This is a genomic window from Bradyrhizobium sp. 132, from assembly GCF_023074185.1.
GTDB lineage: Bacteria > Pseudomonadota > Alphaproteobacteria > Rhizobiales > Xanthobacteraceae > Bradyrhizobium.
In genome coordinates, this window is record NZ_JADPKY010000182.1 from 20,630 (window position 1) to 40,947 (window position 20,318).

Consider the following 20,318-nt stretch of genomic DNA (forward strand, 5'->3'; position numbering starts at 1 on the left):
CGACGGGCCGGAGGCTCCATATCGCCGTCGCTAGAGTATGGCCCGCACTTGCGACACATCCTCACCCCACATGCCGGATTCGGAGCGAAAGACATGAACATTCCAGCCGCACTTGCCCTCTCGGCCGCTTTGGCCGGCGCGATCGTGCAGGCCTCGGCGCAGGATCTGCGATCGAGCCGGCGCTCGATCAGCTATCATAAGGTCGATGTCCGGGGTCTCGAGATCTTCTACCGCGAGGCTGGACCCATCGACGCTCCGACCGTGCTGCTGCTCCACGGGTTTCCCTCCTCATCGCGGATGTGGGAACCGCTGATGCCGCTGCTCGCCGACAAATATCATCTCATCGCACCGGACTATCCCGGCTTCGGCAACAGCAGCGCGCCGCCGCCGTCCGATTTCATCTATACGTTCGACAACATCGCCGCCGTGATCGGCGAGCTCACAACGGAGCTCGGTCTCACCGACTGCGTCCTGTTCATGCAGGACTATGGAGGTCCCGTCGGCTTCCGCATGGCGCTGGCGCAGCCCGAACGCGTCCGCGGCATCATCGTCCAGAACGCGGTCTCGCACGAGCAAGGGCTGAGCCCGCTCTGGAATGCGCGCAGGAAGTACTGGGCCGACCCGGCGCATGAGCTCGAGGCGCTCAAGGCCAACTTCACGTCCTTGGAGGCGACGCGTCAGCGGCATCTCGGCTCCAGCCCGCGTCCCGAGCGCTACGATCCCGACACCTGGATCGACGAATATGCCTTCCTGACGCGTCCCGGCCAAGCCGAGATTCAGACCACGCTGTTCCTGGATTACCGGACCAACGTCGCCTCCTATCCGAAATGGCAGGCTTGGTTGCGCCAGAGGCGGCCACCGACGCTGGTGGTCTGGGGCAAATACGATCCATCCTTCACCGTCGCAGGCGCGACGGCCTATCGCGACGATGTGCCGGATGCCGAGGTTCACATTCTCGCAGGCGGCCACTTCGCGCTGGATGAAGCCACCGACGAGATCGCTTCGCTTGTCCGCGACTTCCTGGCGCGGCTGGACGGACACAAGGGTTGACCGCTGATGGGCGCGCTCAGCAGCGAGAGGGCACGGTCGTATCGACTTGATCAGGCAGCAGGCTCGTTCAGCATGCGCTGTGCCGCCCTGAGATCGGCGGTCTCGAATCCTTCCGAGAACCGGGCATAGGTTTTGGCAAGTTGTTCGAGGGGATTCCGCACACCCTGCCGAACCCGAAGCCGCGCCAGCGACATCTCGGCTCGCAGCCTCCAGGACAATGCGCCCTGCTGTTCGGCAAGCGTGACCGACGCGACAAGATCTGCACCGGCCGATTCGAGATTGCCGCCAACGGCCTCGAGCTCTCCCCGCAGACGGAGCAGCTCGGGCATGTCGAAGGCGCCACCTTCCTGCTCGACCCGTGCAATGGTTTCGTGCAGCACCTGAACGCCCTCCGTCAATCGTCCTAAAGCGACCAGTCCCCGGCACAGGTCCGAGGCGAATGCCGATGCATAGAGCTCGTAGCGATCGGCGTGCAGGCGTGGAAGTGCGCTCCGCAAGAGATCGACACCGGCGCTACCCTCGCCGCGGGCGATCATGGCCTGCGCTCGAAAGCCGGCCGCGACGGCTTCGTAGGGTACGAGTCCGTGCATGCTCGCATGCGCCGACAAGCGACCGGTCATGGTCTCGACCGACGACCAGTCGCCAACCCAGCCGAACACAGAGGCGGACCAGCATAGCGCGATACAATGCATGACCGCGTCGCGCGGCGCTGAAGCGCCGACAAGCGGTCGGACGCATTCGAGCGCACGATCGGGAAAGCCGCGAAGCCATAACACGCGCGCGAGCGGAATTTGCGGAGTGCGTGAATAGGCGAAATGCCCGGGTTGCGTGCCACGTAGCGCAGCGGCGTCGCGTACGCCCTGGTCGAGATGGGCCTGCGCTTCGGCCTGGTCCCCGGCGAGGTGATAGGACACACCGAGCAGTGCTTTGCTCCCGGCGATGCCCGCCGTATCGCCGATCAGGCGAGCGATCCGCTCGGCATGAAGCGCAGTCGGCACCAGATGCCGATAGCCGCCGGTCCGGCGGTAGAACATGTTGAGCCGCGACAGCAGCCTGAATGTGTTGGCGTGGTTCCCGTGCGCTTCCGCGATCTCCAGCCCTCGCCGGAGCGCGACCTCGGCCTGCTCGTTGTTGCGCTCCGTGAACATGAATGCGTGGCCAAGCGTCGACTGAAGCTCGAGCTCCCATCTGCCGCCCCGGTCGGCATCGTCGAGCACCGCGAGTGCGCGATCGGACCAGATGCGGGCCTCGCTGAGCAGATTGAGCTCGACGAACAGCCTTGTGCAGCTGGCAGCGAGCGGCACGCGCAAGCCGGCGCCGTCGTCATTCGCATAACTCCATTGCAGCGCCGCGCGGGCGTCGGCGAGCAGGCCCGCGCGCTCCTGCAAACGGGATGCATGATCGGTGCCTCCCTGATCCGTCATGCCCGCTTCGAGCGCGCGTTGAACATACAACGTGTGACGGCGCGCGATCTCGTTTGCCTGACCGCTGTCTGCCAGCTTCTGCATGGCATAGGCGCGCGTGGCATCCAGCAGGCGATAGCGCCGCGATGCCCCGTCCGGCTGCGCGGACACCAGCGACTTGGCCACGAGTTGCTCCAATGCGTCGACGGCGCGATCCCCCGGCGCCCCATCGTCGGCCGCCACAGCTATTACGCCTTTCAACGTGAAGTGGCCCGCGAAGATGGCGAGCTGCTGAAACACGATCCGCTCGCTTTCGCCGATCAGGTCGAAGCTCCACTCGAGTGTGGCACCGAGGGTCTGCTGCCGTGGCGGCGCCGTTCGCCGCCCGCGCCATTCGAGCTGCAGTCGGCTGTCGAGCAGCGCCGCCATCTCGCGCAGCCCATAGAGACCGACGCGTGCGGCAGCAAGCTCGATCGCGAGCGCGACCCCGTCGAGCTTGCCGCAAATCCGGGCCAGGACTTCCGCGTCCTCGTCGGTGATATCGTCACGGTGTCCGGCCGCGACTGCGCGATCCACGAACAGACGCGCAGCAGGATAGCTTAACACTTCGCCGACGCTGAGGCGGGTGCCTTGCGGCGGGCCGGGCAGCGGAGCGAGCTCAAAAATCTGCTCACCTTCCACCAGCAGCGACTCGCGGCTGGTTGCGAGGATGACGATGCCGGGCGCCTCCCGGTAGATGTTTTCTGCTAGACGTGCGATCTCGTCGACAACGTGCTCGCAGCTGTCGAGAACGAGAAGTAGCCGCCGGCCGCGCAGGAAACTGATGATGCTGCCCGAGGGATCATCGTGGCGCACGACGAGGCCCAACGCGGCGGCAACCGTGCTAGCGACCAGCGCCGCGTCCTTCAGGAGGCCGAATTCGAGGAAATGGACGTTGCCGTCGAAGGTATCGCACATGTGATGCGCGAGCGCGGTCGCAACGGTGGTCTTGCCGATGCCGCCGGCTCCTCGCAGCGTGACAAAGCGATCGCGGAGCAAGCGCGCCGCCAACTCCGCCACAGCGTCCTCCCGCCCGACCATCCGGTCCAGTCGATGCGGTAGAGGCGGTGGCGGCGTGGCCTTTTCGGGCGCCCGCGACGCGAGCGCAAACACCTCCGCGTGCTCGCTACGCCGCACCGGCGCGACAAAGCAATAGCCCCGGCCCGGGATGTTGGTGATGTAGCGGGCACCATCCTTTCCGTCGCCAAGCACCTTGCGCAGCGCCACGACATGGACGCGGAGGCTGATCTCCTCGACAGAGAGTCCGGACCACGCATAGGCGAGAATCTCGTCCTTCGGGACCACTTCGCCGGCGCGGCTGACGAGCAAGCGCAGAATATCCATCGCGCGGCTGCCGAGCCTGACCGGCAGGCCGTCCTTCTCCAGCAGCCGCGACCGAAGCGAAAACGGCCCGAACGAGACGGCATCGAAATCAAGGATCGTTGTGGCGCCCCCGCCGCTGGGGCCATGTCCTGCCGAGAGCTCGGTCACTTCTGACTCATCTTGACGGTCGCTCCTCGAAATGCGGCACGACTATACCCGGCACCGAGGCGAGGTCCAGCGAGGGCACCACTCGGAACTCACACCGCTGATTGATCGCCACGCGGTGGCCTGCGCTCTCCAGAGTTGGGGCGGGGCTGAGCGAATATCTGACAAATTGTACAAAACAGCGCTTCCTGCGACGAGCTGCCGCACACCTGATGCGCCCCCACAAAAACTAACAGATCCTAATCACCCCTAACGGGCTTCCTGGCCAGCTCACGCCTATCGTTTCAGCATGGAAACGTGGGTTTGGCGCGCTTGCCGGTCGCAAGCAGCGGCAAACCCGGGAGAGGACGAGCGATGTTGACCAATTTGCAGGCGGCGCATTCCTGGATCGATTTTCCGGCCAGCCCGGAGGATCGCGAGATCCCCCGAGCAACCCAGGCGATCACTCGGGAGAGCCATTGGCGTCAGATCGATCGCGGCCCCGAGGCTGCCGTCGAGGACGTCGCGATCTCGCGATGGGAAGACTCGCGGAGCACGTCGTCGCACGACGCGACGACACCTCAGGATTGTTACTTCGTCGGCATCGCCCTGAAGACGACGCGCGCCAAATTGACCCGGGAGCGCCAGATCATTTTCGACGGCACCATGCCTGCGGGCACGCTGTATCTCACCGCGCCGTCGAAGCGTCTCGGCGTGCAATTCCAGTCGCCCTGCGCCTTCCTGCACTTTCACATCTCCACGGATCATTTTCCGGCGCAATTTTCCGAGGCCGACGGACTGAATGACCTCGTCCTGTTGCGCGACCCGCTCGCTGCGGAGCTTGCCAAGACACTAATCGAACACGGCGACGCCGCGGACCACCAGTTTACGCGCTGCATCGGCCAGACCCTTGCGATGCATCTCACCCGATTGGAATCGCCGCGCGCCAGGGTCAATGCCTTGCCGAAATGGCGGCTGCGGCGCGTCGAGCAATATGTCGCCGATCATTTCCACCGCCGCATCAGCCTGTCCGAGCTCGCCGATGTCGCCGGCCTGTCCAGAATGCACTTCGCGGCGCAATTCCGCGCTGCGACCGGTTACCGTCCCCGCGAGTATCTGCTCAATCACCGGGTCGAGCATGCCAAGACGCTGCTCGCGACCACAGAGCGGCCGCTGGCCGAGATAGCGCTTGCCGTCGGCTTCAGCACGCAGGCGCATTTTTCGACCGTCTTCAAGCGCATCAGCGATCAATCTCCGGCACGCTGGCGCCTCGCCAGCAAGGGACGACGGCACGAGATGCAAGCGCTGCCGCCGCGCCGTCGTTCTCTGGAGAGCGACTGGATCAGCGCAGCCGCGTAACGCACAGGCTCGCGCCCCTCCTCCTCCCGGGCCCGCGAGTCACTCGGGGCCGCCCCCTGCACCCACACAGGGCGGCCCCTTTTTCTTCATGGACCTACACCGGATCGAACGCCCGGATCGGCGGCAGGTTGCCGGTGAACTTCTCGACCTCGACCGTCGTGAGCTGGCCGGTGCAGCCCTGCGCGAAGGACGAGGTGCCGACGTCGCGGGTGAGCACGTTTGGATTGCCGTGAACGCAGAGCGGCGCTTCGTCTTCGGGGTCCATCGGGTCGTACCAGGCGCCGGTCGGGAGCTGCACGATTCCCGGCGCGATGTCGTCGGTGACGTGGACCGCGGCGAGACAGGCGCCGCGTTCGTTGAACAGACGGATGATGTCGCCGTCCTTGATAGCGCGCGCGTCGGCGTCGCGCGGATTCATGCGCGCGACCTCGCGGCCGCGATGTTTTGCGGCAAGCGAATGTCCGCCGAAATCGAGCTGGCTGTGCAGGCGCGTCACCGGCTGGTTGGCGACCAGGAAGCATGGTGCGCCGGGCGTCGGCATATCGGTCTTGTCGAGCCAGACCGGATGACCGGGACAATCCGCATCGCCATGGCCCGCGATCTTTTGCGAGAATATCTCGATGCGGCCGCTCGGCGTCGGCAGAGCGTGATTGACGGGATCGTCGCGGAAGCGGCGCAGCCGGCCGCCGTCGTCGGGCTGCTGCGGCACGACCAGGCTGCCGCGCTGCCAGAATTCTTCGAAGCTCGGGGCCTGCAAACCACGCGCTTCGAGCGAAGCACGGGTCGGCTCATAAAGATATTCGAGCCACTGACGTGACGTACGCCCCTCGGTGAAGGGTTCGCGCGCGCCGAGCCGGTCGGCGAGATCGGCAAAGATCTCGTAGTCGTCACGCGCAAGGCCGAACGGCTCGGCGATCCGGTGCATCGCGACCATCAGGGGATCGTTGCTGGAGTAGCCAATGTCTTCGCGCTCGAGCGTCATCGTCGAGGGCAGCACGATATCGGCATGCCGGGCCGTAGCAGTCCAGGCGAGCTCGTGCACGACCAGCGTGTCGACTTTCGCAAACGCCTTGCGCAGGCGGTTGATATCCTGGTGGTGATGGAAGGGATTGCCGCCAGCCCAGTAGACGAGGCGGATGTCCGGATAGGTGCGCGTCTCGCCGTTGTAGCGATAGGTGCTTCCAGGGTTGAGCAGCATGTCGGCGATTCGCGCCACCGGAATGAAATCGCGGACAGCGTTGCGGCCCTGCCCCAGCGTCGGCCCTGGCACGTCGTTGACGCGGCGGCCGTAATAACCGATCGCACCCAACGAATAGGCGTAGCCGCCGCCGGGAAGGCCGATCTGGCCGAGCGCCGCCGCCAGCACCATGCCCATCCACACCGGCTGCTCGCCATGCTCGGCGCGCTGGAGCGAATGGGAGACGGTGATGAGCGCGCGCTTGCCGGCGAGCCGGCGCGCGAGCTGCCGAATCGTGTCCGCATCGACGCCGCAGATCGCTGCGGCCCATTCGGCATCCTTGGCTTGGCCGTCGCTCTCGCCAGTGAGATAGCGCAGGAAGACGGGCCAGCCCTCGGTGTAGCGATCGAGGAAAGCCTGGTCATGGAGGTTTTCCGCGACCAGCGTCTGGACGGTGCCGAGCATCAGCGCGGTGTCGGTGCCGGGCACGCATGTCATCCATTCGGCGCCGGCCTCGACAGGCAGGTCTTCACGCAACGGACTGACCAGGATGAACTCGCAGCCGCGCCGGTGCGCAGCCTCCATCGCGCCGCGCTCGACATGCTTGCTGATCGAACCGCCGGCGACCATCGAGTTCTTCAGCGCCATGCCGCCGAACGCCAGCACGATGTCGGTGTCGGCAGCGATCTGTTCCCAGGTGACGTTGCGCTTGGTGATGTCCTCGTAGCCGCAAAGGATCTGCGGCAGCAGCACCGAGGACGCGCCGGAGGAATAGGAATTCACCGAACGCACATAGCCGCCCAAGGCGATGTTGAGGAAGCGATGCACCTGGCTCTGCGCGTGATGGAGGCGGCCCGCGCTCGACCAGCCATAGGAGCCGCCGAACACCGCGTCGGGGCCGCGCGTGTCACGGATGCGCGCCAGCTCGTTGCCGAGCAGATCGAGCGCCTTCTCCCAGCTGACGGAGACGAATTCGTCGCGGCCGCGGCGATTGTCGGGACCAGGACCGCGTTCGAGCCAGCCACGGCGGATCGCGGGTTGGGTGATGCGGGCCTGGTGACGCAGCGCGCCGGGGAAATTGTCGATGATGCCGTTCGGATCGGGATCACCCGCATAGGCCCTGACCTCGAGCCCCGCTTCGCTTTGGCGCGCCGAGAACACTCCCCAATGCGAAGTGTGCGGCTTGAAGCCGTCGGACAGGTCGAGGCCGGGGTCGGGGAAGCCAATCGTATCGTCCATCGTCTGATCCTTGTTCCGGGCATTTCACGGTCCCGGCCCGGCCCGTGTCAATTCGGGTGGCAGTATAACGATCCGCTTCCCGATGTCGTCGGGATCAGGGTCGGCGGAAATGCCGGGCGCTCGTGCAAGGACGGCTTGGCGGACGTTCGAGGGAACAACCGGCGGCGATTTGTTGGCCAGTTTTCTACTTTTATTTTCAACGCCTTACCAAGCCTTATTCGAGCAGTGCAATTCGTCTTAGGAAGCACTGCGAAATCTCTTGCAACGACAGTGACATTGAAATGTGCGATATGCCGCCCATCCCACAGCAACATCGGTCTCATCATGATCAAGCGCGTCTTGCCCTACGAAGGTCGGCTCCACGAAGCGGTCGAGCATAATGGCGTGCTTTACATCGGTGGGATCGTCCCCGAGGACACGAGCCTCGATATGTCGGGCCAGGCGAACGACGTGCTCGGGCAGCTGGCGCAGCTACTCAAGACCCTCGGGTCCGATCTGGCCAACGTCTTGCAAGTCACCATCTACATGACGAACCTGAAGGAGAAGGCAGAGTTCAATGCGGCCTGGAAGGCGCATTTTGCAGAAGCCCATCTGCCGGCGCGCGCCGCAATCGGCGTGGCCGATCTCGGTCCGGGTGTCAGACTCGAGATGACGGTCATCGCCGCTCGACAATAGTCGCGCGCCGAGGCCCGAATTCAGATGACCTTCAGCTGCGCGAGGCGTTCGATCTCGCAACCCTGAGAATCGTTCGACGGCTCAAAATCTGCATGAGCGTTCGCTATTAAACCCAAGCGCAGCCAGGCGAGAATTTGAGCCGTCTGCTCCGCCCATAGAGCTACTCGGCAGCCATGGCTGGAGGCAATTCAGGCTCTGCCGTCGAATCCTCATGCATCTCATCTGCTGTCGGCTTGATCCGGAACCACGCGGCATAAAGCGCAGGCAGGAACAGCAGGATCAGCACCGTGCCGACCGCCGTGCCGCCAATCAGCGCGTAGGCCATCGATCCCCAGAAAACGGAATGCGTGAGGGGAATGAACGCCAGCACGGCGGCAAGCGCGGTCAGGATCACGGGCCTCGTGCGTTGCACCGTGGCCTCGATGACGGCGTGATAGTCATCAAGGCCGGCGGCAAGGTTCTCCTTGATTTGTTCCGTCAAGATCAGGGTGTTGCGCATCAGGATGCCCGCCAGGCCTATCAGGCCCAGAATGGCGTTGAATCCGAAGGGCTGGTGAAAGATCAGCAACATCGGCACGACGCCGGCAAGGCCGAGTGGTCCGGTCAGCACGACCATGGCCATCATCGAGAAGGACCGGACCTGCAGCATGATGACGATCAGCATGGCGGCAATCATGACTGGAAAGATCGTCGCCAACGCGTCGTTGGCTTTGGTTGCCTCCTCGATCGATCCGCCCAGCTCGATGCGATAACCGGCCGGAAGAGATGCGATCAGCGGCTGAAGGGCCGTCTTGATGTCCTTGGAGACCTCCGGAGGTTGGGTTGCCTCGTTGATGTCCGACCTGATCATGACGACCGGGGTGCGATCGCGACGCTTCATGATCGGTTCTTCAAGTTGGACTTCCGAATGGCCGACCTGGTCGAGTGGAACCGCGCGGCCGTCTCGGCTCATCAATGAGAAATCCGCCAGTCGCGTCGGATCCAGCCGCTCGCCGCCGGCGCTGCGCGCCACGATGGGGACATTGCGAATGTCCTCGCGGACCTGCGTCACGGTGATGCCAGTGAGAAGGAACTGGAGTTGCCGGCCCACCTCCGCGGACGAAAGGCCGATCAGGTTCAGCCGATCCTGATCCGGGATGAAGCGGAGCACGGGCGTGCGATCACCCCAATCGCGGTTCGCCTGGCGCACATCGGGAACGCCCCGCATGATACCGAGCGCTTTTTCAGAGATAGCGTACAATTCCGCCGGGTCGGGCCCCATGACCCGAAACTCGACAGGGAATGGCGTGTACGGTCCGAACACAAGCTGCGTGACGCGCACATTGGCCTCAGGCGCGAGCCCGTCCGACACCGCTTGTCGGAGCCGATGCTTCAAGACCTCGCGCGCTTCCGCGTCCGGTGTCAGTACGACGATCTTTGCGAAGGCCGGATCGGGCAGCTCCGGCGCCATCGCGAAGAAGAAGCGCGGAGCGCCCTGACCGACATAGCTCGTGACGATCTTGGCCTCCGACTGGCCGTCCAGCCAGCGTTCGAGCTTTGCGACGGTGGCAGTCGTCGTCTCGATGCTGGTGCCTTCTGGCAGACGAACCTCCACCAGCACTTCAGGGCGGTCGGACGTCGGGAAGAATTGTTGTTTGAGGCCACCCATGCCGGCGACGGACAGCGCGAAAGCGACGGCGACGACGCCGCAGGTCACGAACTTGTGGCGCACGACGAAGGTAATGAGCGCGCGCAGGCGCCGATAGTTTGGCGTACCGTAGATCGCGTGATGACCACCTTCGATCGGCTTGATCGCTGGCAGCATCTTGACGCCGAGATAGGGCGTGAAGACCACGGCGACGATCCAGGAGACGATGAGAGCGAACCCCACCACCCAGAAGATGTTGCCGGCGTATTCGCCGGCCGTCGATCGCGCGAAGCCCACCGGCAGGAAGCCTGCGATCGTCACGAGTGTTCCTGACAGCATCGGTGCCGCAGTGTGGCTCCACGCATAGGCTGCCGCCGAGATGCGGTCCATGCCCTCTTCCGTTTTCACCACCATCACCTCGATGGCTATGATGGCGTCGTCGACGAGAAGACCAAGCGCCAGGATAAGGGCGCCCAGCGTAATGCGGTCGAAGAAACGGCCGGTCTCCAGCATGATGAGGAACACGACGGGAAGCGTCAAAGGGACGGCAGCCGCGACAACGATTCCGACGCGCCAGCCGAGGCTGAGCAGGCTGACCAGCAGCACCACGCCGAGCGCCATCGCGAACTTCATCATGAATTCGTCAACCGACGAGGAGATGTTGACGGCCTGGTCGCTGACCTTGGCCAGCGTCATCCCGAGTGGCAGCGTCCGGGAGATCGCTGCGGACCTCTCCTCCAGCGCCTTGCCGAGCGCGAGGCCATTCCAGCCCTCCTGCATGACCGCCCCGAGCATAATGGAGGGCTCGCCCTGGTGCCGGATGAGGTAGGTGGGAGGATCCTCGTAACCGCGACGGACTTCGGCGATGTCGGACAGCTTCAGCGTTCGCCCGGCAGCGACGATCGGCGTGTCGGCGATCGCCTGGACGCTATCATAGGCCCCCTCGATCCGGATGAAGACCTGCGGCCCCTTTGTGTCGATCGAGCCTGCCGGCGTCACGGTATTCTGCCGCTGCAAGGCGGCGACGATATCCTGTGCCGACACACCGAGTGTTGCCAGCTTGGGATAGGAAAACTCGACAAATATCTGCTCGGGGCGTTCACCGAGGATGTTGATCTTCTTGACGCCGGATACGTGCAGGAGATCCTGGCGAATGGTCTCGGCTTGCCTGGCGAGCTCCCGCATCGGCATGCCCTTCGCCTTGAGGGCATAAAGGGCGAAGCTCACGTCCGAATATTCGTCGTTGATGAAGGGGCCGAGCACACCGGACGGCAGCTTGCGCGCTTCATCCCCGAGCTTCTTGCGGGCCTGGTAGAATTCCTCCTGCACGACGGATGGCGGCGTGCTGTCCTTCAGCGTCACCGTCATGTACGCATAACCAGGCCGTGTGGTCGTCTCCACCCGGTCGTACCAGGTCAGCTCCTGAATCCGCTTCTCCAGGGGTTCGGCGACCTGGTCCTGCATCTCGCGAGCCGTCGCACCTGGCCATACCGTCGTGACCGTCAGGGTCTTGATGGTGAAGGAGGGGTCCTCCGCGCGCCCGAGCATGAGGAAGGCGTAGGCGCCCGCGGCCGCCAGCAGGACGATGAAGAACAGGGTTACGGCCCGTTCGCGAACGGCAATCGCGGAAAGATTGAAATTCATCATTTGGCCACTCCTATTTCCTCGACGTTCGTCCTAACGCTCGCGCCGTCCTGCAGCAGGTGGGCACCGAGTGAACCGCGCTTACCTAAAGAACGTGGGCATCTGACTGCGCTTCTTCTGCTAGTTTACAATCGGTTCGGCGACAGCTTCTTTGAGGCCAGCTGCCGCTTGGGCGGCAAGCCCACGGGCCGCTTCCTGTGAATCTTGAAATTCCTCGAGTGCATAGACTCTACCCCACCGCAGGGTGAACACGTGGAGACCACGGTTGACGTACGACGCGTCGCCGTTGAGCAGCGTTGCGGTGGCGTCCCACCGGGCAAACACGGTAGTGTGCCACGGCCAGCCCTTCACCCAGATGTGGTTGACCGTGAGATGGAGAGTGGGCAGGACTCGGCCGAGGCGCTCAAACCAGCGGCGCAGGGCTTCTTTGTCGTGGCGCTCACCACCAAGCGCGTGGGCGCCGGAAACGCGGTGATGGACATGCGGCGCGACTGCTTTCACCGCTTCATCCCAGCGATGGTTGTTGACGTGGTCGAAGGTCTTTCGGATTTCTTTTTTGACAATGTAACTGTACAGCATTTGACTTCTCCAACGGCGATCGCTGAAAGATTGAGGCTCATCAGTTACTCCTGCTTTCGGAGGCAGTCCTGACGTGAGCGCCCTCCTGCAGGAGATGTGCGCCCAGCGAGACAACCCGAGCACCTGAGCTCAGCCCGGAGATAACGGCATTTTCGCTGGTCACACGCACAAGCTTGATGGGCTGAAAGCGTACCGTCGAGGTGCCGCTGTCGAACACCCAAACGCCGGTCTTTCTGCCGTCATCGAGCACCGCTCCCAGCGGCACCTGGACTTCCGGCAGAGTCCCCTGGCTTGCAAGCCGGATGGTGACCGTCGCGCCAAGCGGTGCCGCCGCGGCCTCACCATCGAGCACGTAACGGGCCTCATAGGTGCGGGTCTGGACATCGGCGGAATCCGACAACTGCCGGAGATGCGCAATAAAGCGCCCATCGCTCCCATACAGGCTCGCCTCAGCAAGCGAACCGATCGCCGGCCGCATTGTTTCGGGGAGCGCCACCACAGCTTCCCGAGGACCGGACTGTGCAAGCCGGACGACCGTCTGGCCCGCGGAGACCACTTGCCCCGGCTCGCCAAGCGTTTGCATGACCGTTCCGTTCGCATCCGCGACCAGGACGGAGTAGGTCGCCTGGTTTTCCGCGACGCGAGCGTCCGCTTCGGTCGCGGCGAGTTGCGCATTGGCCGTGTCCGACGCGGCCTTCGCCTGCTCGTAGCGCTGTTTGGAAGTCCATCCGTCGTTGACCAGATTGGCGTATCGCCGCTCATCTGCATCCGTCTGAACGACAGTTGCGCGCGCTGCGGCCACGGCGTTGCGCTTCGCCGTAAGCGCAAGGCGCAGATCGGTTTCGTCGATCCGCATCAGCGGCTCGCCGGCTTTGACCTGCTGACCGACATTTACCGGCCGTTCGACGATCTTGCCGGGAACGCGAAAACCGAGATTGCTTTCCACTCTCGCGCCCACAACGCCGGTGAAGCCGCGATCGGCTCCGGCCACCCGTGCAGCCGCCACCAGGCTGACCATCGGCGAATCCTGCCTCGGGTCGCGTGCCGCGGAGGCCTCATGAGTGGGAATGGTAAGAGTAGCAAGCACAGCCGCGCCAGACGCCGCGATCAGCACACCAGCCAGGACCACAAGTCTGCTCTTTTTCATCGCCATCTCCATACCACTCCATACCACTTAGATTTCGTTTGACCTCTATAATTGGATTAGAGTTCATCCGCAATCTAAATAAGCCTTATCACGGGAGTGTGATTGAAGGAAATCGGTCCGGGGGACCTTTCTGCGATGCGAATCTATCCCGCCCACTTGATAGATTGCATTCGACCTCTATCTAACATATAGACGTCAATCGAAATCCAAATGGAGGTCCAAAATGCGGGTAAGTCGCATTCAAGCTGCCGAGAACCGCCAGAGCGTGATCAATGTGGCCAGTCGCCTCTTCAGGGAGCGCGGCTTTGATGGCATCGGCCTCAAGGATCTGATGGAGGCCGCCGGACTGACCCAGGGCGCCTTCTACAAGCAGTTCGAGTCCAAGGAAGATTTGGCGGTCGAGGCGTCCAGGCGGGCATTGGAGAGCGCTTCCGGCCGATGGTCGGACGCGGCCGCCAAGAATCCCGATGATCCGCTCGGCACGGTGATCGCGTTTTACCTCAGCGGCGACCATCGCGGAGAAAGGATGGACGGCTGCCCGATCGTGGCACTCGGTTCAGATGCCGCCCGACAGGGCCCCGGCGTGAAGGCGGAATTCGAAACGGGGATCAAGGCGCATCTCGACGTGATCGGCCACTTCATTGCCCAGACTGGCGGCGAGGCCGACCGCGCCAAGGCCATGGCCATTCTCGCGACGATGGTCGGCGCCGTGACGCTATCGCGCGTCGTCAACGACCCCGAGCTGGCTCAGGCGCTTTTGGATGCCGCGGCCGAACAGGTTCGCGACGCCGCTGCCGCTTGAAAGCGCGCGCCCCTCGAAGCACGGAGAGATCGAATGCTCAGCATGACTGAAGTTAAACCAAGCCTGCTGAAGATATCGGATACGCTGAGCGTCCGTTTTCAAAAGATCGGCAGCGGACCTCCGCTACTCCTCATACATACGATCCGGACGCAGCTCGAATATTTCCGCAGTCTTGCGCCCCTCCTCGCCAGATCGCACACGGTGTACGCCATTGACCTCCCAGGCCACGGCCACTCACCAATAGATCCGAGCGCGAGCTTCGACGAACCCTACTTCAGGCAGTCCGTCATTCGCTTCATCGAGGAGCTTAATCTCTCGGAGGTCACGATCGTCGGCGAGTCGATCGGCGGGGCATTGGCCCTCACGGTGGCGGCGTCGCTTCCGCAGCGGGTGAAGCGCGTCTATGCGATCAACCCCTACGACTACGAGACCCGCTACGGGGACGGCATTCGACGCGGCAACTGGTTCTCGAATTTCATCATCGGAAGCCTGCAGGTCCCGTTGCTCGGCGCGATGAATGCATCGCTCGAAAACAAGCTGGTCCTCGGCAAGATCATGAGCGGCGGATATCACGACCCGCGCAAACTGCCGGCCGATCTGCTCGCTGAGTTCGATGAAGTGGCCCGCCGCCCGGGATACAAGCGGATCGCACGCAAGGTGCTGGCGGGCTGGCGATCCTGGAGCAAGGCACGCGATGACTATCGGCAAATCTCGGCGCCTGTGACGCTCATTTATGGCGACAGCGATTGGTCTCGGCCCAATGAACGCGAACGCACACGGGCGCTCATTCCAACCGCGCGGATGGTGACGCTGAAGAATACGGGACACTTCTCAGCTGTTGAGAATCCGTCGGAGCTGGCTCGCGTGATCATGGAGACAAAATAAGTGCAATCACATTCAAGCTCTTGGGCAGCGGCGGACGCTTAGTAGGAACCCTCGAATCCGCCCCTCTAATCCGCCAATTCGATGAAGAGCGGCTGATGATCGGAAGCATCTGTCTTGCCATTAACATCGACGCCAAGGACACGGCCGGCCAAATCCTCCGTCACGAAAATAAAATCTCGGCAATCAGGTCCTGCTGTCCATTGCGCGTGATCGTATAGCCCGCAGGTCGGCGACCGCTGCCGGTCTGGACGACCAGCCGTCCAGGCATCGCGATAGTTGAGGCCCGGCCGATTCGATCGATCGATCATGGCGTGCTGGGGATCGGCAACGTCGCAATTGAAATCGCCGCACATCAGGCTGGACGCGGCGACCGTCTGGCTTTCATAGGGCTCGACGGGCCTTCCGGTCGGTGCCTTGGGACTGATCGATGCATCCTCCTGCAGGTCCAGCAAACGCTTGATCTGCGCCTCCCGCTGGGCGACCGAATAATATTCGAGATGGGTATTGACGATACGGATCGCACCAAACGCAGCCTGGACCGTTACTTCCAGGGCATGGCGCCGCATGCTGCGCACCGTGCCTGCGCCAGACCACGGCAGGATGTGGTTGTTGATCTGCACGACCGGCAGGCGCGATAGGGTCATGTTGCCGAAGCGATGCAGTTGGCCCACCTGATCGACGGTCTCGATCGCAGGCCGAAATATCGCCATGTAGCCCGGCAGCAGCGCGGCGAGCTCTGCGCTCTGATCCCCTCCCCCGTCGTGCCTGGAGAAGTTCGAACTCACCTCCTGGAAACAGAAGACGTCGGCATCCATCGTTTCCCTTGCGACCTCGACGATCCTCGCCAGGTCAGTAATGCCGTCGCAACCCTTGCCGCACTGAATATTCCAGGTGAGAAGCCGCATCAACGAATGCCCGCGCGCATGAAGGATTGGACGAACTGCCGCTGGAAGAGCAGGAACGCGATCAGCAGCGGTGCCATGGTCATCACCGTTGCCGCCGTGATGACCGACCAGTCCACGCCGGTCTCCGGCGCGCCGAACACCGCAAGGCCCACGGTGAGCGGGCGCGCTTCGACAGAGTTCGTCACGATCAGCGGCCACAGAAAATTGTTCCAGTGGTAGCTGACCGACACGAGGCCGAATGCCACGTAGGTCGGACGCGCCAGCGGGACATAGACCCGCCAGAGAATCCCTAGTGGTCCAGATCCTTCGACCCGGGCCGCATCGACGAGTTCCTGAGGGACGCTTTTAAAAGTCTGCCGAAGCAGGAAGATGCCGAAGGCGCTGGCGAGATAAGGCAACGCAATCGCAGGGATTGTGTCCAGCAGGCCAAGCTTGGCAATCGCGCGATAATTCTCGACGATCAGCACGTCGGGCATGATCATCAATTGCAGCAGGACAAGCGCGAAGGCGATGCCGCTGCCCTTGAACTTGAAGCGTGCAAACGCATAGGCCGCCAGCGTCGACAGGATGAGTTGCCCGACCAGAACCAGCGTCACCAGCACTATCGTATTGAGATAGTAGCGGGCGAACGGCGCCTGCTTCCAGGCGCGGGCGAAGTTCTCCAGCGTCCAGGGTGCGGACAAGCTGAACGACGTTGCATAGGCGGCCGGATGCAGTGCGCTCCAGAAGGCATAGGCCAGCGGCGCGAGCCAGATCAGCGCCAGAAGCCACGCGGCGACAGCCTCGATGGGATGTGTCCGGCCTCTCATTGATAGTGAATCCTGCGATCGAGATAGCCGAACTTGATCAGCGCGACGGCGCTCAGCAGCACCAGAAGCACCACCGTCAACGTCGCCGCGTAGGATGAATCCTGGAACGTGAAAGCGACTTCGTAGATGTAGTAGAGCAACAGCGTGCTGGCGTTGTTAGGACCGCCCTTGGTCATGATGACGAGGTGATCGACCAGCTTGAACGAGTTGATGACCGCGTTGATCGCGACGAACAGAGTGGTCGGCATCAGCAGCGGGAACGTGATCCGGCGGAATGTGTACCATCGGCTTGCCCCCTCGATGGACGCAGCCTCTTCGAGATCCGGCGAGAGCTGCTGGAGGGCCGCAAGATAGAAGATCATGAAGAAGCCGGCTTCCTTCCAGATCACCATGACGATCAGGCAGCCCATGACGGTCGAGGGATCGCCGAGCCAATTCCAGCCGGCGAGGCCAAAGTTTCCGCGCAACTGATCGAGCAGCCCATAGTCCGGGGTGTAGAAGAACAGCCAGATGTTCGCGACCGCGATCATCGGCAGTACGGTCGGAGTAAAATAGGCCAAACGCAGAAAGCCGCGGCCGCGCATGTTGCGATTGACCCAGATCGCCATGACCAGCGCCAGCGCAATCGACGTCGGAACTGTGCCGAGCGCGAACCAGAAATTATTGACCAGCGCCTTCCAGAAGATCGGGTCGGCCGCCATAGCCTGATAACTGTCGAGGCCGACAAAGACCTCGGTGCCATTGCGGCGTGTGATGAACAGCGAATGCCGGACCGTCGCGAGGATCGGGTAATGGGTGAACGCGATCAACAGCACCGCCGCCGGCAACAGCAGCAGCCAGGCGTTCACGGCATTCCACCACGCCTGCGAGCCGGCGCGGCGCGGCGAAACCTGTGATGAGACGACGGTATCGGACATCCCTGTATCAGCGGGATGGCGGCGGCGAGCCGCCACCCCGCTGATTCCCTTACTTGTAGGCGCGCAAGACGCGATCGGCCTGCTGCTGGGCTGCGGCGAGCGCCTCCTGCGGCTTCTGCGTGCCGGTGATCGCGGCTTGCACGGCATCGCCGACGAACTTGTAGATGCGGCCGTTCTCGTGGACGGAGAGTTCCGGCACCGCGTGCTCCAGCTGATCGCGCGCGACGGTCGCTTGCGGGAAGCCCTTGGCATATTCCGTCATCACACTGGTCTTGTAGGCGGCCGGGGACACAGCCACGTAGCCCGTCTTCATGCTCCATTCCGCTGCGCGGTCTGGCGCCGTCATCCACTGGATGAACTTGACGGCTGCCTTCTGCTGCTCCGGGGACGCGCTTTTGAAGATATAGAAATTGCCCCCGCCGGTCGGCGATCCGCGCTGCTCCTTGGCCGGAAGCATGGCCACACCGAACTGGAACTTCGCGGCATCCTTGACCGCCGTCAGGTTGCCGGTGGTGTGCCACATCATCGCCGTCTTGCCTTCGAGGAAGTCGGTGCGCAGTGTGGCCCAGTCGATGCTGCCCGCCGGCGCCACGTTGTGCTTGCGCGACAGATCGACCCAGTAGTCCAGCGCGGCGACCGTCTTGGGTGCGGTCAGATACACCTCATTGCCGGGCTCGTTCATCATCTTCTGGCCGTTCTCGATGGCCAGCGCCTGCAGCATCCAGTAAGCGTAACCGGTCGAGGGAATTTCGACACCCCAGCGCGTGGTGTTTCCGGCACCGTCCTTCTTGACGAGCTTCTTCGACATCTCGACCAGTTCGTCCCAGGATGCCGGCGCCTTCTCCGGATCGAGGCCGGCTTCCTTGAAGGCCTCCTTATTCCAGTACAGCACGATCGTCGAACGCTGGAACGGGATGCTCCAGGTCTTGCCGCCGATCTGCCCGTTCGCCATGAACGCCGGATAAAAATCCTTGAACCACGCCTTGTCGCTGACGAGGCCGTCGATCGGCACGATCGCGTTCTCGTCCATGAGCGTAAACACGTCGGTGGACAGCAGCACCGACAATTGCGGCGGTTGGCCGCCCTTCATCGCTGTCATCGCCTTGGTCATCGTATCCGTGTAGTTGCCGGCATAGACCGCCGTCATCTTGACGTCCGGATTGTCCTTCTCAAAGCGCGAGACCATGTCATCGATGATCTTGGTGACGGGACCGCCGACCGCGACCGGATAGTACATCGTGAGGTCCACCGCTGCCGCCGGACGGGCGGCGCCCATGGACAGCGCAGCGAAAGCAGCTGCCATCAACATTGTTCGGCGCGCAAACATCCTAGTCTCCTTCGTTATCCGCCCTGGCACCGCCGCCCTCATCGGTCGGATGCTGCCAGACGGCCCTCTTTGAAAATGCTCTCCAACCGGACTTCCGTGGTCGAATCGAACCGGTGTTCGTAATCCGCATCCCAGGCAATCCGGATATCCTCGCCCGGTCGAACCTTGCTGAAGCCGTCAAGCCGCACCGAGATGGGCTGCCCACCCATCTCGCACAGCACGATGCTGTCCGCGCCGAGATGCTCGACGGCCTTGACGCGCACAACATGATCGCCGCCGGAGACGATGCGGATATGCTCCGGCCTGACGCCAATAAGCTTGTCGCCCTGACGCACGAGATTCATCGGCGGCGTGCCAATGAACCGTGCCGTGAACGCCGTTGCCGGACGATTGTAGAGTTCTTCCGGCGAGCCGTTCTGCTCGACGCGGCCGTCGCGCATCAGCACGACGCGGTCCGCCATCGTCATCGCCTCAGTCTGATCGTGGGTCACGTAGACCATGGTGATGCCGAGGCGCTGCTGCAGCGCGCGGATTTCCGTCCGCATCTCGTGCCGCAACTTGGCGTCCAGATTTGAAAGCGGCTCGTCCATGAGGCAGACGCGCGCCTCCGCGATAATAGCCCGGCCGAGCGCTACCCGCTGGCGTTGCCCGCCGGACAATTGCGACGGCTTGCGCTCCAGCAGACCACTGAGGCCGACGATGTCGGCGACGCGCCGGAGCCGCTCGTCCCGCTCGGCGCGAGACACGCGGCGCACGCGCAGTCCGAAGACGATGTTCTCAGCCACGCTTAGATGCGGAAACAGGGCGTAGGACTGGAAGACCATTGAGATCTTCCGTTGCGCCGGAGTGAGATGCGTAACATCGATGCCGCCAATAGTGATCGTGCCGACGGCGGCCTCCTCGAGGCCCGCGATCAATCGAAGCGTCGTCGACTTGCCGCATCCGGAGGGCCCGAGCAGCACCAGCAGCGAGCCTTCGTCGGCTGTCAGGCTGACGTCATCGACAGCGCGCATCGATCCCCAAAATTTGGAGACGTGGCTCAGCGCAATCGCTGACATGGTCTGTTCGCTCTCAAATGCCGGGTTCGGTGCCGGGCACCGGCGTGGCCATTCATACCGGCTTTGTCCTGCCCTCGCGGAGCAGCCAAAGGCTCCTCACCCCAAGCAGACCGATCCATGCCGTTCCTCCAGACCGCGCAACTTCGTTGGCGCAGCAATTATTATGTTCATATGAACATAGTGTGACCCCATATGAAACAGAAAATTGC

Annotated in this window: 15 protein-coding genes; 5 read left to right on the forward strand and 10 right to left on the reverse strand. The window is 63.1% G+C overall.

Translation table 11 applies throughout. The annotated features are described in order from the left end of the window. Window positions 1-93 precede the first annotated feature (93 nt). Window positions 94-1,050 (forward strand): alpha/beta hydrolase, encoded by a 957-nt coding sequence (locus tag IVA74_RS39905; protein ID WP_247353529.1) that lies wholly within the window; start codon window positions 94-96, stop codon window positions 1,048-1,050. A 50-nt stretch (window positions 1,051-1,100) separates the two neighbouring features. Here the strand turns inward: IVA74_RS39905 and IVA74_RS39910 are convergent, their stop codons facing one another. Continuing rightward, the gene (locus IVA74_RS39910) at window positions 1,101-3,983 is read right to left on the reverse strand and encodes a winged helix-turn-helix domain-containing protein (RefSeq protein ID WP_247353530.1); all 2,883 of its coding nucleotides are present in this window, start codon (window positions 3,981-3,983) and stop codon (window positions 1,101-1,103) included. A 351-nt stretch (window positions 3,984-4,334) separates the two neighbouring features. On the opposite strand from IVA74_RS39910, the gene IVA74_RS39915 reads away from it, so the two are divergent. Next, the gene (locus tag IVA74_RS39915) at window positions 4,335-5,318 is read left to right on the forward strand and encodes an AraC family transcriptional regulator (protein WP_247353532.1); all 984 of its coding nucleotides are present in this window, start codon (window positions 4,335-4,337) and stop codon (window positions 5,316-5,318) included. Window positions 5,319-5,412: 94 nt separating this feature from the next. On the opposite strand, the gene IVA74_RS39920 is transcribed toward IVA74_RS39915, so the two are convergent. Next, window positions 5,413-7,734, reverse strand: a complete 2,322-nt coding sequence (locus IVA74_RS39920) for a molybdopterin guanine dinucleotide-containing S/N-oxide reductase (RefSeq protein WP_247353534.1) — start codon at window positions 7,732-7,734, stop codon at window positions 5,413-5,415. Window positions 7,735-8,058: 324 nt separating this feature from the next. Between IVA74_RS39920 and IVA74_RS39925 the strand changes: the two genes are divergently transcribed. Continuing rightward, window positions 8,059-8,409, forward strand: coding sequence for a RidA family protein (locus tag IVA74_RS39925; protein ID WP_247353536.1), 351 nt, complete (start codon window positions 8,059-8,061; stop codon window positions 8,407-8,409). A 160-nt stretch (window positions 8,410-8,569) separates the two neighbouring features. On the opposite strand, the gene IVA74_RS39930 is transcribed toward IVA74_RS39925, so the two are convergent. From IVA74_RS39930 to IVA74_RS39940, 3 genes are all read right to left on the reverse strand, one after another. Beyond that, window positions 8,570-11,680: an efflux RND transporter permease subunit gene (locus IVA74_RS39930; protein ID WP_247353582.1), complete on the reverse strand. Its 3,111-nt coding sequence runs from the start codon at window positions 11,678-11,680 to the stop codon at window positions 8,570-8,572. 120 nt (window positions 11,681-11,800) lie between these two features. Further along, on the reverse strand, window positions 11,801-12,259 hold the full coding sequence (locus IVA74_RS39935; RefSeq protein WP_247353538.1) for a nuclear transport factor 2 family protein: 459 nt from the start codon (window positions 12,257-12,259) through the stop codon (window positions 11,801-11,803). Between the two features lie 40 nt (window positions 12,260-12,299). Further along, window positions 12,300-13,406 carry an efflux RND transporter periplasmic adaptor subunit gene (locus tag IVA74_RS39940; RefSeq protein WP_247353584.1) on the reverse strand — a complete coding sequence of 369 codons (1,107 nt, stop codon included), beginning with the start codon at window positions 13,404-13,406 and terminating at the stop codon, window positions 12,300-12,302. Between the two features lie 223 nt (window positions 13,407-13,629). Here IVA74_RS39940 and IVA74_RS39945 point away from each other — a divergent pair, with 223 nt between their 5' ends. Further along, window positions 13,630-14,208 carry a TetR family transcriptional regulator gene (locus IVA74_RS39945; protein WP_247353540.1) on the forward strand — a complete coding sequence of 193 codons (579 nt, stop codon included), beginning with the start codon at window positions 13,630-13,632 and terminating at the stop codon, window positions 14,206-14,208. A 33-nt stretch (window positions 14,209-14,241) separates the two neighbouring features. Continuing rightward, window positions 14,242-15,093, forward strand: a complete 852-nt coding sequence (locus IVA74_RS39950) for an alpha/beta hydrolase (protein WP_247353542.1) — start codon at window positions 14,242-14,244, stop codon at window positions 15,091-15,093. A 65-nt stretch (window positions 15,094-15,158) separates the two neighbouring features. On the opposite strand, the gene IVA74_RS39955 is transcribed toward IVA74_RS39950, so the two are convergent. From IVA74_RS39955 to IVA74_RS39975, 5 genes are read right to left on the reverse strand one after another with little or no spacing between them, the layout of a single operon-like run. After that, complete coding sequence (locus IVA74_RS39955; RefSeq protein ID WP_247353544.1) at window positions 15,159-15,998, reverse strand: endonuclease/exonuclease/phosphatase family protein; 840 nt, start codon at window positions 15,996-15,998, stop codon at window positions 15,159-15,161. After that, the gene (locus IVA74_RS39960; protein WP_247353546.1) at window positions 15,998-16,807 is read right to left on the reverse strand and encodes a carbohydrate ABC transporter permease; all 810 of its coding nucleotides are present in this window, start codon (window positions 16,805-16,807) and stop codon (window positions 15,998-16,000) included. The genes IVA74_RS39955 and IVA74_RS39960 overlap by 1 nt, the downstream gene beginning before the upstream one ends. Next, window positions 16,804-17,724 carry a sugar ABC transporter permease gene (locus tag IVA74_RS39965; RefSeq protein ID WP_247353548.1) on the reverse strand — a complete coding sequence of 307 codons (921 nt, stop codon included), beginning with the start codon at window positions 17,722-17,724 and terminating at the stop codon, window positions 16,804-16,806. Before IVA74_RS39965 ends, IVA74_RS39960 begins: the two co-directional genes overlap by 4 nt. A 49-nt stretch (window positions 17,725-17,773) precedes the next feature. Continuing rightward, window positions 17,774-19,033 (reverse strand): ABC transporter substrate-binding protein, encoded by a 1,260-nt coding sequence (locus tag IVA74_RS39970; protein ID WP_247353586.1) that lies wholly within the window; start codon window positions 19,031-19,033, stop codon window positions 17,774-17,776. A gap of 56 nt (window positions 19,034-19,089) precedes the next feature. After that, window positions 19,090-20,109 carry an ABC transporter ATP-binding protein gene (locus IVA74_RS39975; RefSeq protein WP_247353550.1) on the reverse strand — a complete coding sequence of 340 codons (1,020 nt, stop codon included), beginning with the start codon at window positions 20,107-20,109 and terminating at the stop codon, window positions 19,090-19,092. Between the last annotated feature and the right edge of the window lie 209 nt (window positions 20,110-20,318).